Below are 13,870 nucleotides of genomic sequence, written 5' to 3' on the forward strand. Positions count from 1 at the left end.
CAACGGCCAACCCGTGGAAAATCCCGACACCATCGCCACGGCGATTCGCATCGGCAACCCCGCGAGTTGGGATCGGGCCCTGGCCGCTGCCGACGAAAGCAAGGGGTCTTTTACCGCCGTCACCGACGAAGAAATTCTCCATGCCTATCGCCTGTTGGGTTCGGAGGGCATCTTCTGCGAACCCGCTAGCGCCGCCTCCGTGGCCGGTTTGCTCAAAGTGAAAGATCGGGTTCCGGCTGGGGCAACGGTGGTCTGCGTCCTGACTGGGAACGGTCTCAAAGACCCCGATACGGCGATCGCCCACAGCAAAAGTCAGTTCACGCAAGGCATCGAGGCGAATGTAGAGGATGTGGCGAAAGTGATGGGATTTTAGCGATTTCGTCGGTTTGGAATCCTAGAAATTCTCGATCGGAGTCGAGCGCGATCGCGTTGGCTCGATTTAGAATTGGGTTATGTTGCGCCCAAATTGCGATCGATGACCTATACTCCCTCCAAATTACTGAGCTTTGAGGAGTTTCTTACCCAGTATGGGGATAATACGCGCTACGAACTCATTGGCGGAGAACTTAAGGATCTCGCACCGACCGGCCCTCACGAAGCGGTTGCTGGGAGTATTGCCGGGAGAATGTATGTCGAAATTTTTCGGGCGAATTTAAACGGGTTGATTCCCAAAACCTGTTTAATTAAACCACTACACGCACAAGCCACAGCATTGCGTCCGGATGTCGTTGTTTTGGATACAGCCCAATTGACTCAAGAACCCCTGTGGCAAAAAGAACCCCTCATTTGTAACGGGAGTACGATTCAGCTTGTGGCTGAAGTGGTGAGTACGAATTGGCAAGATGATTATGCCAGAAAAGTGGAAGAATATGCTTTTTTAAAGATCCCCGAATATTGGATCGTAGACTTTCGAGGCTTGGGGGGTTTGCAGTTTATCGGCAATCCAAAGCAACCGACTATTACCATCTGCCAACTCGTTGATGGTGTTTACCAGCAGCAACAATATCGTTTAGGCGAACCGATCGATTCGTATCTCTTTCCCAACTTACAATTGCGGCTTGATGAGCTTATGCCAAGTTAAGATCGAGTTCAGATGAAGGCGATGCCCAATCCGATCTCAACGATCGATGAAATTCCCCATGAGCCTCAAAATTCTCCAAATCGTCCCAGCTATCTCTCTCGTCTACGGCGGCCCCAGCCAGATGGTACGGGGCTTTTCTGCTGCTTTGGCGCGACAAGGGGTAAACCTGACGATTCTCACTACAGATGCCAACGGCGATATCGGTCAGCCGCCTCTAGACGTTCCTCTCGATCGCCCCGTCTGCCAACAAGGATACCAGGTTCGCTATTTTCGCTGCTCCCCTTCCCGACGCTATAAATTCTCCATCGATCTACTACGCTGGCTGTGGAAAAACGCACCAGACTACGATATCGCCCACATTCACGCCCTCTTTTCCCCGGTGACGAGTGCAGCGGCATGGGTGGCACGGCAGCGCGGTTTACCCTATATTCTGCGTCCCCTGGGCACTCTCGATCCGGCGGACTTGCAAAAAAAGAAGCAACTCAAACAGATTTACGCCGCACTTTTAGAAAAAGGCAACATTGCCGGAGCTGCCGCCCTTCATTTTACCGCCGATCGAGAAGCGGAAATTTCCGATCGCTTTGGGGCGAAAACCCGAGATTTGGTCATTCCCCTAGGAGTATCTCCACCAACCAAACCAGAAACCGATCCCCTCGATATTCTCAAATCCCATCTACCGAATCTCAAATTCGATCGACCCTGGATTCTATTCCTCTCTCGCATCGAACCGAAAAAGGGTCTGGATTTGCTGATTCCGGCTTTAGAAAAACTGTTGAGTGAGGGGTTGGAGTTTCAATTTATCCTCACCGGCAGCAACCCCCAAGATCCCGAGTACGAAGCCGGAATTCAACGGCAGATCGCAGCATCTCCCCTAGCGAATTGTACGGCAATCGCGGGTTTTGTCACCGGAGACTTGAAAGCGGCTTTGTTGCGGCGAGCCGACCTGTTCGTTCTCCCATCCTATTACGAAAACTTTGGCATTGCCGTTGCCGAAGCGATGGTGGCGGGTACGGCGGTGGCGATTTCCGATCGGGTGCATATCTGCGATCGGGTCGGCGAGTCGGAATCCGGTTGGGTCGGGGCTTGCGATGTCGAGTCCGTGGCTGGGATGCTAAAATCGGCTCTCGAAAACCCCGAAGAATGTAAGCGCCGGGGAAGCAACGCCCGAGCTTGCGCCATCGAACATTACAGTTGGGATGCGATCGCTCGCCAAACGGTGGCAGCGTACCAGTCGATTCTTGAAGCTTGCAACTCGAAACTGGGAAATGGAAAATAGGAACGATTTTCAAAAACTCAAAGGGTGAAGCATTTGAGCGAGATACCTTGAGGTTCACCCAGGCATTTTCCCCCAAATGCTTCACACCTACGTTAGATATGAGACTTTTAGAATTTGTCCGCAGAAATTAGGACATTCCCTGAATAATATAGTCGAAATAGGGAGCGGCAACGGCGGCATCGTCGGCATCGAGCAGTGCTAGAGACGCAGCTTTCAAACACTGCATCCCTTCCACCATTCCCGGCATGGGAACGCCCAGGGCATTGTACATTTCCCGCGCGCCGATGATACCAATGGCTTCGATGGGTTCCTTATCTCCGGCCAAAAGACCGTAAGTGACCAACCGCAAATACCAACCGTAGTCTCTCAGACATTGCGCCCGTTCTTTCTGACCGAAAGCATTGCCACCGGGGGCAATAAAATCGGGACGCTTCTTCCAGAGTTCTTGGCTGGCTTTGTCAACGATTTTCTTCTCGTTTTCGGCAAGGGTTTCGACAATGCGCAACCGTTGCTCGCCAGTTTGCATGAAAGATTCGATACTGCGAAGTTCTCCTTGGGAGGGATACCGCAGCTCGTCATCGGCTTTTAGGATAACTTGACTAACGACACTCATAATTATTGGGAGTATTTGAAGATACTATTGTAGGGGCGCGCGCATTCCGTACGCAAATTCCTAGCAACTCATAGGGATCGGCGCGAGCGTGCTTGCCCTTCCATTAAGTAGTTTAGCGACTTTAGGAACCAGAACGAAACTCATGCACGCCACCAATACTTCGATCGCCTCAGAATCTCCAGAATTTTGGCAGCAGGGTCAAATTCTCGAAGTCGTCATTGAAGATTTAACGGATACCGGCGATGGGGTCGGTCGCTGGAACGATCGCGTTGTCTTCGTCCCCGATACCGTACCGGGCGATCGCGTTTTGGTTCGCTTGGTGCGAGTCAAACGCCAATATGCCAACGGCAAACTCCACGAACTTCTCGACGAGTCCCCCCACCGGCAACGCCCGAATTGCATCGTTGCCGATAAGTGCGGTGGCTGTCAGTGGCAGCAGATTCGCTACGACTGCCAACTTGAAGCCAAGCGCCGTCAAGTGACTCAAACCCTCGCCAGAATCGGCGGTATGAGCGAGCCACCCATCGATTCTCTCCCGGTTCCCAGCGACGAACTCGGCTATCGAAACAAAGCCACTTACCCTCTGGCGCGATCGAGCCAGGGACGGGTGCAAGCGGGATACTATCAAAAAGGTTCTCACAAGCTGGTAAACCTGAATCAATGTCCCGTGCAAGACCCGCGACTCGATCCCCTACTCGCTCAGGTGAAGCAAGATATCGACACTCAGGGTTGGTCGATTTATAACGAAGCGGAAAATCGGGGCAAACTTCGCCATCTATCCTTGCGTATCGGTCGCCGCACCGGGGAAATTTTGCTGACGCTGGTGAGTCGATCCCAAAAACTATCGGGACTCGAAGAGCAAGCCACTCAATGGATGGAGCGCTACCCCAAGTTGGTGGGGGTTTGTTTAAATGTCAATAGCGATCGCACCAATCGGATTCTCGGTTCCCAGACGCGCTGTGTTGCCGGACGACCCTTTCTCCACGAAAAGTTCGGCGGTCTGACGTTCCAATTGCGATCGGATACCTTCTTTCAGGTGAATACCGAAGCAGCAGAAGCCTTATTGCAAGCGATCGCCGAAGAATGGCAACTGACCGGGGATGAAGTTTTGCTCGATGCCTACTGCGGTATCGGCACGTTTACATTACCCCTGGCAACGCGGGTTCGACAGGTCATCGGTTTGGAAAGTCAGCCGTCAGCGGTGGAGCAGGCACAGCAAAATGCCACTCTCAACGAAATCGATAACGTGACGTTTCACCAAGGGAAGGTGAAAACCTGGCTCAAGGGCTATCTAGACGGCGAAATCGATTGCACGGACCCCATCGATCGAGTTTTGCTCGATCCCCCCCGTAGCGGCTGCGATGGTGCGGTTATCGAGTCTTTGCTGCAACTTCGACCCCAGCGCATCGCCTACATCAGCTGCAAACCCGCTACCCTCGCCCGCGATTTGAAGTTACTCACCTCAGATGGGGCTTACCGAGTGCGGCAAGTGAAACTGGCAGATTTCTTTCCTCAAACTGCTCACGTTGAATGTGCGGCATTTTTGGAGCGATGTTAAGAACTTGAGGTTTGAAATTCTTAACTTTCACTCGATCTTCGATGGTGACCGTTCCGGATGGATTCGGGTTAGGATATCTACACTTCAAAGTTCGTAGATCGATCGGGCAAAATTGAGAAGAACGTGAATGGTGGCACTATGAAAAAGAATTTTATGCAATCGTTTTTAACCTGGTATCGCAACACGCTACGCAATCCGAAATATCGTTGGTGGATTGTATTTGGAACGTTTGCTTATCTGGTCAGCCCGATCGATATCTCTCCAGACTTATTCCCCATTGTCGGGCAAGTGGATGATGTGGCCATTCTGATGCTGTTGCTCAGCGAAGTCTATCAAATCGCAACCGACTGGATTCAAGCTCGTGGAGAGCGAGCTGTTGCCTCTGACTCCACACAATCGGGTCAAACTCCGTCGGCGACCGTCGCTGAAAAAACCGTCGAAGTTGATGCGGTCTCTTTGGATTGAGGATTGGTTCGACACTGATTTTAGCCTTTGTTAAAAAGACCGAAAGAGGATTTAACGATCTTCTCTGGGTCTTTTTAATTGGAGAAAAACTCGACCGATTCTGCAGCCAGAGCCAGCGACGAATACCAAGATCGTCCGTCGTTTTAGAATTAGAGTTATCGATCGAGTCTGCGATCGATAACTCTAATTTTCTTTAAGATTCCATTCGCGCTTTTGTCTCGATCGACAGTTTCAGACATCGCATTTGGGGAAAATCTCGGTGAATAATATCGATAATTTGCTGTTGACTCTTCGCATTTTTCGCGATAAACTGAGCCGTGCCATCCCCCTGAGAACCTACACCTTTTCCTCCAAAAATATAAGGTTTGAGGTGAGGATAATCTAAAAGAGCGTGTAGAATTGGCGCGTTTAATTGAGAAAGACAAGCCGGTTTGAGATATCGATCGAACTGGGTTTGAGCTTGCTTCATTAATTTACCAATTTGTCGAGCATCTCCCCGTTTTAAAGCCTCAACGGCATTTTGGGTAATAGTTCGGTTAATCGTTCCGAGATAAAAGCGTACATTTTGGCAAAGTTCGTCAGTCGCAAACGGGTAGCATCGATCGAGCTGATGGAGAATTTCGCGGGTATCCTTGCTCGCCCCCAAATCGACAATAACCAAGAAGAGATCTTGAGGCACGGCGAGCGGGATAATTCGGACGCGATCGCCATCGAAAATCATCAAAATGGGTCGGCGACCGTAGGCACATCCAAAGTCCATGCGACCGCAGCGAGAAGAAGTCGTTCTTTCCCCCTGGTAGGCCAACTCAATTTCTTCGTCCGAACTCAATTTTAGGTCGTAGGAACGGTTGAAGGCCCGAGCCACCAAAACACATAAAGCCGCACTTGAAGAGAGACCTTTGCCAATGGGTAGATCCGTGCGATCGTTTTCAATTTCAACCCCGGCAACGGCGTAGCGAGTAATAACTTGATAAGCGACCCCAGCAGCATAGCTAAAAAATCCTCCCCGCCGGGCTTCATCTAGCAAAATTTGGGGGTCGGCAGGTAACTCTACCGATGCTCCTTGAGAAGACCGAAAAATGAATTGAGTGGGATGAGGTTTGACGTCTGCATAAAGACCTTGGTTTGTTCCCACTATCAGCGTGTAGCCCTTTTCTAAAATCGGATTCGTGCGGCGATATCCTCCCGCCCAATCGCTATGTTCTCCAAATAAACAAAGACGACCGGGGATAAATAGTTTCATTGGGCTGCCTCTTGCCACGAGAAATCGATGACTTTACAAATATTTAGACAGAGCAAAGGAATACACTTGGCAAGTTTGGAGCGAGTCATCGAATTTTAACACGATCGTTCGCATCGACCGTCAAGTTGAACGAGAACAAGAGCGATCTTCCGATCGATATTACTTCAGAGAAAATAACAAGCATCCACTCCAACTCTCCGGTAAAATGCCAGGGTGCAACAACCATAGCGATCGTCATGGCGGTCGAGATAAAAAAAGATGAAATTCAGCCAATTAATTCAACAACTCGGCGATGGAGTCACTCGTACGAGTTTGAGTCTGACCCAAGAGGACGACCCCGAAATTTGTGGCGTTGCCGATGTAGATGAAGCTACCCTAGGAACCCTCAGTTTTATTGAGAATAGAAAATTTGCCGATCGCGTGAAAAAAACGGCTGCCAGCGCGTTAATTTTACCACCAGATGAAGACCTCATCAGCCAAGCGGTCGAACGAAAAATTGCCTGGATTGCAACCGCTGAGCCGAGATTATTATTTGCACGAACCCTGGCACTGTTTTATCAACCCTTTCAACCCACCCCGGAAATTCACCCCCAAGCGACTATCGACCGGAGTGCGACAATTGGAGAGAATGTTTCAATTGGGGCCAATGTTGTCATTTGTGGTGATGTTGAAATTGAAGATCGCGTTTGCATTCACCCAAATGTGGTAATTTATCCCCAGGTTCGTATTGGTCGAGGAACAATATTACACGCCAATTGTACGATTCACGAACGCAGTCAGATTGGAAAGAATTGCGTTATTCATAGCGGCGCAGTTATCGGTGCGGAAGGATTTGGTTTCGTGCCTACTTCTTCGGGTTGGTTCAAAATGCAGCAATCGGGCTGCACGATTTTAGAAGATAGCGTAGAAATTGGTTGTAATAGCACGATCGATCGACCCGCTGTAGGAGAAACCCGAATTGGTCGCAATACAAAAATTGACAATCTCGTACAGATTGGTCATGGCTGTAAAATTGGTTCTAATTGTGCCTTAGCCGCTCAAGTCGGTCTTGCTGGAAGGGTCACATTAGGCAATAATATTCTTCTTGCCGGCCAAGTTGGAGTGGCCAATCAAGCCAAAATTGGAGATGGCGCGATCGCCTCAGCAAAAACGGGAATTCATCAAGATGTCGCCCCCGGTGCGATCGTTTCTGGTTTTCCAGCAATTGCCAACAAACTTTGGCTAAAAAATGCGGCACTTTACAAACGTCTCCCCGAAATCTATCAAACGATTCAAAAACTCCAGCGACGCATGAAGTCTCAAGATTGATAATAGACGATCCGGCCATTTTTGGGCATCGCGCGCGAAAATAACGATTGCATTGGATCGGCTCCTCGTATATTTGTGCGAAAGCCAGAAATTGAATCCTTACTCAACCGAGTTCGGATAAGGTATGAGTAGGAACTCATTAAGCGATAAATATGATTTTTTTGGAAAGAGTGTCGAAATGGAGAAAATTAACGCTATATTTTTATAAAGCCAGTTTTACTGGTTCGCTAACGCGATATACCATTTGAGTGACCGATAAATAATTAATAACGCAATGAGTGAAACGACAACAGCACCACTAACTGGAAAAGCCCTGCTTCAAAAAGTAAAAGAACTCTCTCACTTACCCCGTCGAGAAACCGCAAAACGCTGTGGATACTACACGGTTACAAAAAGTAATCAGACCCGCGTCAACTTGACGGATTTTTATGATGCCGTTCTAGCCGCACGGGGAATTCCCCTGAGTCCGGAAGGGTCGAAAGATGGACGCGGTCGAGAGCCAACGTACCGCGTCAGCGTTCACAAAAACGGACAGATCGTTATCGGATCGACTTACACCGAGGAGATGGGATTAAAGTCCGGAGATGAGTTTGAAATCAAACTCGGCTACAAACACATTCATCTGATTCAGGTGGATAGAGATGATGAAGAAAACGGAGTGGTAGAAGACTAACCCACTCATTGAGAAGATTGAGGATCGTTGTGAGTTTTCTCCTAATTGATAAGAGCTAGAGAAAATCAAGACCCCATTCCTTCTCGATCGCGAGAACGATCTCTAAAAACGAATGTCATGCCCGGCAAAGTTTAGCTCGTTGCTCTGAGAACTTTTATGGAGACTTTAATACCACTCTCCCCGGTTGCTCGATTACTTGAAGGAGAACGCTCGGCATTCATTAAGGTCGCGGTATTTCTTGGGGTGTGGTTGGGGTTCTGGCTCCCCCTAGCCATTCCCTTGATGATTCAAAGTCAGTGGCGACCGTTTCAACCTTTGAAATGGGAACAAAAGCTACCCCTACTCGCTTCGCTGTACCTGCTCGTACCACTGGTCGTTTTAGCAATATCGCCAGCGGGTTTTGCCTCCTATTCGAGCTATGGTTCCATCGGGAAATGGATCGTTTGGCTAGAGGCAAACGTGGGGTTTTTAGCCGCTGTGTCGGGTCTGGTAGTTTTATTTTCCATCGAGCGATCGTTGGGCTGGGTTGAATGGAAACTTTCTCCTCATTTATTGGAAAAGATCGATGACCTCGACTCAGACTCGGCTCTGTTTTTACCGAGAGTATTAGTCCCTGCATTGCTCCCCATTTTGGGTTTAGCGGTGTGGATTGGTGGCACTGAGGAATTTATCTTTCGAGGAATCTTGCTGGATTTATTCTGGCAAGATTATTCTGTGTGGCTCTCAGCAGCGATCGTGAGTTTGATTTTTGCTCTACTTCACCTAGTTTGGGAAGTTAAAGAAACCCTACCCCAATTACCGGGATTGTGGTTGATGGGAATGGTTCTGACCCTCGCCCGAATCGGTGATGGTGGAAGTTTGGGATTGGCTGTCGGACTTCATGCCGGTTGGATCTGGGGAATTTCGAGTTTCGATACGGTTTTATCCGCCCGTTATACAGATAAAGTTCCCCCTTGGATAACGGGAATTGCAGCCAAACCTCTCGCCGGTATTTTGGGAGTTGGAGTACTAATAGCGACGGGAGTCATTCTGGCTTTAATCAATGCTCGATTCCCAACAGACATCTGGTAGAAATTAAAAATCAAATCAATTCTTAATTGTTTGTTCCAAGTATTGTAGACATCGAACTTGCTAATTCGGTAAGCTGAAGCAACCCGATCGCATCTGGCGGTATTGATGTCTAACTTATCTGAAATTGCCCTCATTCCCACTCCCCCACCCCATTACAAATCTGGCTTCGTGGGAATTATAGGTCGTCCGAACGTGGGAAAATCCACCCTCATGAACCAACTGGTGGGGCAGAAAGTGGCCATTACCTCGCCGATCGCTCAAACCACCCGCAATCGGCTGCGGGGGATTCTCACCACCCCCGACGCCCAAATTATCTTTGTCGATACCCCCGGAATTCACAAACCCCATCACCAATTGGGCAAAGTTTTGGTCAAAAATGCCCAAATTGCGATCCATTCTGTCGATGCGATCGTCCTAGTGGTCGATAGTGCGACAACCGCAGGAGGGGGCGATCGCTATATTGCCGATTTGCTGCGAGATCTTCATACCCCCGTCATTTTGGGACTGAACAAACTCGATTTGCAACCTGCCGACGAGGTTGCCCAAATCGATCGCAGTTACGAGAATTTGGGGGCTTCCCATTGGCCGCGCATTAAATTTTCAGCCCTCACCGGAGAGGGAACCGACATCTTGCAAAAAGCCCTCGTCGATTGCTTAGAGCCAGGTCCCTATTACTATCCCCCAGATCTCGTCACCGACCAACCCGAACGCTTCATTATGGGGGAATTGATTCGGGAGCAAATTTTGCTGCATACGCGCCAGGAAGTTCCCCATTCCGTGGCGATCGAAATCGATAAAATTGAAGAAAACTCCGATATCACCCGTATTTTTGCCTCGATTCATGTCGAGCGCGGCTCCCAAAAAAGCATTATCCTCGGCAAGGGAGGTAGCATGGTCAAACAGATCGGGTCTGCGGCGCGCGGGCAAATGCAAAAACTAATTAGCGGTAAGATTTACTTGGAGTTATTTGTTAAAATCCAGCCGAAATGGCGGCAGTCCCGGACGCGCTTGGCTCAATTTGGATATCGAGTTGAAGACTAATTTTGCCCGCAGGGAATAAGGCGAATTGTGAATGAATTGAATGGCAGACGGGGAGACTCAACATCCTCCCAACCTCGCACTCGACGCACCACACCCCAAACTGTTTAAAGAATTGACATTTTTCCAGGTCGATCTGGCGAGTTGACACTTCCCTATTTATAAAGATGGGGGATTCTCGGTTCGCTCTAATTTAAGATAATTTTGCGAACGAGACTGACGCAGCAAAAAGATCGATCGGACAGATTTCAACAAATTGCGATCGAAAAGATCTGTAAGTAGCACCGTCTTGGACAATTTATGTCAATTCTATTTAAAGAAAGGTAAAGACTTCCAGGCAGTCCCTCTGGTACATTGACCTGTAGAGGTCGGTCTGAAAATCGGGGTAACCCACACCCATACAGACCGTAGATGTTCTGAGTGAAGAGAATTCCTAACCCAATCGCGTTGTACCCGAAGGAGAGATTATGCGAGCAGTATTGATGGCTGGTGGATCTGGAACGCGGCTGAGACCCCTCACCTGCGATTTACCCAAGCCCATGGTTCCGGTGCTCAATCGTCCGATCGCCGAGCATATCGTTAATCTACTCAAGCGACATCATATTACAGAAGTCATTGCCACCGTTCATTACCTCCCCGATGTCATGCGGGACTATTTTCACGATGGCAAAGACTTCGGGGTACAAATGACCTATGCAGTCGAAGAAGATCAACCCCTTGGCACGGCAGGGTGCGTCAAAAATATCGAAGACTTGCTCAACGATACCTTCCTTGTCATTAGTGGGGATAGTATCACGGATTTCGACTTGAGTGCGGCGATCGAATTTCACAAGCAAAAAGGCTCGAAAGCCACCCTGGTTCTGGCCCACATTCCCAATCCCGTCGAGTTTGGCGTGGTGATAACCGACGCAGAACAGCGCATCGTCCGGTTTTTAGAAAAGCCATCCGCGAGTGAAATTTTCTCCGATACCGTCAATACCGGAACCTATATCCTCGAACCGGAAGTCTTAGAATACCTACCGCGCGATCGAGAATGCGACTTTTCTAAAGATTTATTCCCCCTACTTCTCGACAAAGGCGAGCCGATGTACGGCTACATCGCCGAAGGCTATTGGTGCGATGTCGGTCACCTCGAAGCCTATCGCGAAGCCCAATACGACGGACTCAAAGGCAAAGTCAAAATGGACTTTGCTTACGAAGAAAAATCTCCCGGCGTGCGGGTGGGTCAAAATACATATATCGATGCCACGGCTCAAATCGAAGCCCCAGTCACCATCGGCGATAACTGTCGGATCGGACCTCGGGTGAATATCGAAGGAGGAACCGTTATTGGCGATAACGTTTCAGTGGGGGCCGATGCCAATTTAAAACGCCCGATTGTCTGGAACGGGGCGATCGTCGGCGAAGAAGTCAACCTCGAAGCCTGTGTGATTTCTCGAGGAACCCGAGTCGACAGGCGGGCGAAAATCCTCGAAGGGGCCGTGGTGGGCGCGCTGTCGACGGTGGGAGAAGAAGCCCAAATTAGCCCTGGCGTGCGCGTATGGCCGAGCAAAAGAATCGAGTCGGGGGCGATCTTGAATATCAACCTAATTTGGGGGAAAACCGCCCACCGCAATCTTTTCGGACAGCGGGGTGTTAGCGGTCTGGCGAATATCGATATTACGCCGGAATTTGCCGTCAAACTCGGGGCCGCTTACGGATCGACCCTCAAACTCGGCGATCGAGTCATCGTCTCTCGCGATCAGCGTCGCATTTCGAGAATGGTAACCCGATCGCTGATTTCGGGTTTGATGTCCGTCGGGGTGAACGTGCAAAATTTGGAAGCCACAGCCATTCCCGTCTCTCGCAGCATCGCCCCCATCCTCGAAGTTCCCGGCGGCATTCACGTTCGGATGAATCCCGATCGCCCCGATTGCTTGCTGATCGAATTTTTTGATGGTAAAGGAATCAATATCAAAAAAGCCAAAGAAAAGAAAATAGAAGGGGCTTACTTTAAAGAAGATATCCGGCGGGCGCAGATTTCCGAAATCGGCAACATGGTTTACCCCACCCAAATGCTGGAAAATTACAGCATCGGGTTTGAGAAACATTTAAATGTCGAAGCCATCCGCAACAGTAATTCTAAAATCGTGATCGACTACGCCTATTCTGTGTCCGGGGCCGTCCTGCCCCGCCTCCTGGCCGATTACGGTTGCGATGCGGTGGTTCTCAATGCCAGTCTCAATCAACTCGCCCTCGATGCCCGAGAACGAGAAGATTTGCTAACGCAGTTGGGACAAGTGGTCGAAGCCTTGCGCGCTAACTTCGGGGTCCAGGTATCGGCAAATGGAGAGCAGTTTATCGTTGTGGACGAGTCGGGGATGCCGATTCGGGGCGAAATGCTCACCGCTTTGATGGTTCACATGATTTTGACCGCCCACCCGCGCGGAACGGTGGTGGTTCCGGTGCATACTTCCAGTGCCATCGAACAAATTGCTCGCCGCCACGATGCCACGGTAATTCGCACCAAAGCCAATCCCACGGCCCTCATGGAAGCCTGCAATAACAACTCCGACGTGGTATTGGGGGGAAGCGGGGAAATGGGCTTTATCTTCCCCCAAATCCATCCCGGTTTCGATGCCATGTTCTCGAGCGCCAAGCTGATTGAAATGGAGTCTTTGCAAGGGCGATCGCTCGGTCAAATTCGCGCCGAACTCCCCCGCGTCTACCATCGCAACCATACAATTCGCTGTCCCTGGACGGTGAAAGGGGCACTGATGCGTCATATGGTCGAAACCCACTCCAGCGACGAGGTGGAACTGATCGACGGCGTAAAAGTGTGCGAACCCCACAGCGATAACTGGGTGCTGGTGTTACCCGATGCGGGAGAACCGTTGGTACACATTTTTGCCAATAGCGAGGATCGGATTTGGGTAGATGAGACCCTCCGGGAATACCGCACCCAAATTCAAGATTTCGTGGAGGAACAGCAACGTGGAGAGTCGAACACCATGGATGAGGTTTGAGCGAATCAAAGCAGACTCCGAAGATGGGGTGAAGCACCGGCTGTAAGATCGGGAGAAAATGGTGGAAGTTTTAAGGGGTATAGCCTCTCCACTCCCTCCAAACTCAGAGACTTTCCCTTTCTTGTCCTGACACCCCAAACCCTATCCCCCAAACTGAGATGACTTCTATTGCTCGTAAAAATTTACTAGAAGATATTCCTCGCTTTCTAGTCGCTCAAGCTGGCATTATGTTTGCGGTCAGTTTGGTGACCATTCAAACGGGTCTTCTGAGTGGGTTTACTCGCTCTACGGTTTTGTTAATTGAGGGATCGGATGCAGACCTTTGGGTTGCATCCGATCGGATGGTACATTTCGATTTCACCGAGCCGATCCTGTACGATCTCGCAAACAAAGCTAAAGATGTCGAGGGAGTGGCTAGATCGGAAGCGTTGATGTTAGGTGGTGCCCGGTGGAGACCTGCCGATCGCGAAAGCAGTCCGCTAAAGCTCATCGGATTCGATCCGGGGGGAACGCTTTTTACTCGTGGGACGTTGGTTTCC

At 49.8% G+C, this 13,870-nt stretch carries 13 protein-coding genes; 11 read left to right on the forward strand and 2 right to left on the reverse strand.

Annotation, left to right across the window (positions count from 1 at the left end; all coding sequences use genetic code 11):
- From IQ235_RS05530 to hpsP, 3 genes are all read left to right on the forward strand, one after another.
- Nucleotides 1–373, forward strand: a 373-nt coding sequence (locus IQ235_RS05530) for a pyridoxal-phosphate dependent enzyme (protein ID WP_264320497.1), incomplete at its 5' end; no start/stop codon positions are given.
- 102 nt (nucleotides 374–475) lie between these two features.
- On the forward strand, nucleotides 476–1,081 hold the full coding sequence (locus tag IQ235_RS05535; RefSeq protein ID WP_264320498.1) for a Uma2 family endonuclease: 606 nt from the start codon (nucleotides 476–478) through the stop codon (nucleotides 1,079–1,081).
- Nucleotides 1,082–1,127: 46 nt separating this feature from the next.
- Nucleotides 1,128–2,357, forward strand: a complete 1,230-nt coding sequence (gene hpsP, locus IQ235_RS05540) for a hormogonium polysaccharide biosynthesis glycosyltransferase HpsP (RefSeq protein WP_264320499.1) — start codon at nucleotides 1,128–1,130, stop codon at nucleotides 2,355–2,357.
- A 127-nt stretch (nucleotides 2,358–2,484) separates the two neighbouring features.
- Here hpsP and IQ235_RS05545 read toward each other — a convergent pair whose 3' ends face one another.
- Nucleotides 2,485–2,970 carry an allophycocyanin subunit alpha-B gene (locus IQ235_RS05545; RefSeq protein WP_264320500.1) on the reverse strand — a complete coding sequence of 162 codons (486 nt, stop codon included), beginning with the start codon at nucleotides 2,968–2,970 and terminating at the stop codon, nucleotides 2,485–2,487.
- A gap of 142 nt (nucleotides 2,971–3,112) precedes the next feature.
- On the opposite strand from IQ235_RS05545, the gene rlmD reads away from it, so the two are divergent.
- Nucleotides 3,113–4,528, forward strand: coding sequence for a 23S rRNA (uracil(1939)-C(5))-methyltransferase RlmD (gene rlmD / locus IQ235_RS05550; protein WP_264320501.1), 1,416 nt, complete (start codon nucleotides 3,113–3,115; stop codon nucleotides 4,526–4,528).
- A 138-nt stretch (nucleotides 4,529–4,666) separates the two neighbouring features.
- Nucleotides 4,667–4,993, forward strand: a complete 327-nt coding sequence (locus tag IQ235_RS05555; RefSeq protein WP_264320502.1) for a YkvA family protein — start codon at nucleotides 4,667–4,669, stop codon at nucleotides 4,991–4,993.
- A gap of 193 nt (nucleotides 4,994–5,186) precedes the next feature.
- Here IQ235_RS05555 and IQ235_RS05560 read toward each other — a convergent pair whose 3' ends face one another.
- The gene (locus tag IQ235_RS05560) at nucleotides 5,187–6,236 is read right to left on the reverse strand and encodes a mevalonate kinase family protein (RefSeq protein WP_264320503.1); all 1,050 of its coding nucleotides are present in this window, start codon (nucleotides 6,234–6,236) and stop codon (nucleotides 5,187–5,189) included.
- Nucleotides 6,237–6,494: 258 nt separating this feature from the next.
- Here IQ235_RS05560 and lpxD point away from each other — a divergent pair, with 258 nt between their 5' ends.
- From lpxD to IQ235_RS05590, 6 genes are all read left to right on the forward strand, one after another.
- The gene (lpxD, locus tag IQ235_RS05565) at nucleotides 6,495–7,544 is read left to right on the forward strand and encodes a UDP-3-O-(3-hydroxymyristoyl)glucosamine N-acyltransferase (RefSeq protein ID WP_264320504.1); all 1,050 of its coding nucleotides are present in this window, start codon (nucleotides 6,495–6,497) and stop codon (nucleotides 7,542–7,544) included.
- Nucleotides 7,545–7,818: 274 nt separating this feature from the next.
- On the forward strand, nucleotides 7,819–8,217 hold the full coding sequence (locus tag IQ235_RS05570; protein WP_264320505.1) for an AbrB family transcriptional regulator: 399 nt from the start codon (nucleotides 7,819–7,821) through the stop codon (nucleotides 8,215–8,217).
- Nucleotides 8,218–8,373: 156 nt separating this feature from the next.
- Entirely contained in the window at nucleotides 8,374–9,288 is a 915-nt protein-coding gene (locus tag IQ235_RS05575) for a CPBP family intramembrane glutamic endopeptidase (RefSeq protein ID WP_264320506.1), read from the forward strand.
- 105 nt (nucleotides 9,289–9,393) lie between these two features.
- Complete coding sequence (gene era, locus IQ235_RS05580; protein WP_264320507.1) at nucleotides 9,394–10,329, forward strand: GTPase Era; 936 nt, start codon at nucleotides 9,394–9,396, stop codon at nucleotides 10,327–10,329.
- A gap of 464 nt (nucleotides 10,330–10,793) precedes the next feature.
- Nucleotides 10,794–13,331, forward strand: a complete 2,538-nt coding sequence (locus tag IQ235_RS05585; RefSeq protein ID WP_264320508.1) for a mannose-1-phosphate guanyltransferase — start codon at nucleotides 10,794–10,796, stop codon at nucleotides 13,329–13,331.
- Nucleotides 13,332–13,489: 158 nt separating this feature from the next.
- Nucleotides 13,490–13,870, forward strand: a 381-nt coding sequence (locus IQ235_RS05590) for an ABC transporter permease (RefSeq protein WP_405196646.1), incomplete at its 3' end; no start/stop codon positions are given.

Source organism: Zarconia navalis LEGE 11467 (assembly GCF_015207075.1).
GTDB classification, from domain to species: domain Bacteria; phylum Cyanobacteriota; class Cyanobacteriia; order Cyanobacteriales; family Geitlerinemataceae; genus Zarconia; species Zarconia navalis.

Excerpts from the sequence above, each read along its gene's own strand:
- hpsP (WP_264320499.1), top strand. The coding sequence starts at position 1,128 with ATGAAATTCCCCATGAGCCTCAAAATTCTCCAAATCGTCCCAGCTATC.
- IQ235_RS05560 (WP_264320503.1), bottom strand. The coding sequence starts at position 6,236 with ATGAAACTATTTATCCCCGGTCGTCTTTGTTTATTTGGAGAACATAGC.
- IQ235_RS05570 (WP_264320505.1), top strand. The coding sequence starts at position 7,819 with ATGAGTGAAACGACAACAGCACCACTAACTGGAAAAGCCCTGCTTCAA.
- IQ235_RS05585 (WP_264320508.1), top strand. The coding sequence starts at position 10,794 with ATGCGAGCAGTATTGATGGCTGGTGGATCTGGAACGCGGCTGAGACCC.
- era (WP_264320507.1), top strand. The coding sequence starts at position 9,394 with ATGTCTAACTTATCTGAAATTGCCCTCATTCCCACTCCCCCACCCCAT.
- IQ235_RS05555 (WP_264320502.1), top strand. The coding sequence starts at position 4,667 with ATGAAAAAGAATTTTATGCAATCGTTTTTAACCTGGTATCGCAACACG.
- rlmD (WP_264320501.1), top strand. The coding sequence starts at position 3,113 with ATGCACGCCACCAATACTTCGATCGCCTCAGAATCTCCAGAATTTTGG.
- lpxD (WP_264320504.1), top strand. The coding sequence starts at position 6,495 with ATGAAATTCAGCCAATTAATTCAACAACTCGGCGATGGAGTCACTCGT.
- IQ235_RS05575 (WP_264320506.1), top strand. The coding sequence starts at position 8,374 with ATGGAGACTTTAATACCACTCTCCCCGGTTGCTCGATTACTTGAAGGA.
- IQ235_RS05545 (WP_264320500.1), bottom strand. The coding sequence starts at position 2,970 with ATGAGTGTCGTTAGTCAAGTTATCCTAAAAGCCGATGACGAGCTGCGG.
- IQ235_RS05535 (WP_264320498.1), top strand. The coding sequence starts at position 476 with ATGACCTATACTCCCTCCAAATTACTGAGCTTTGAGGAGTTTCTTACC.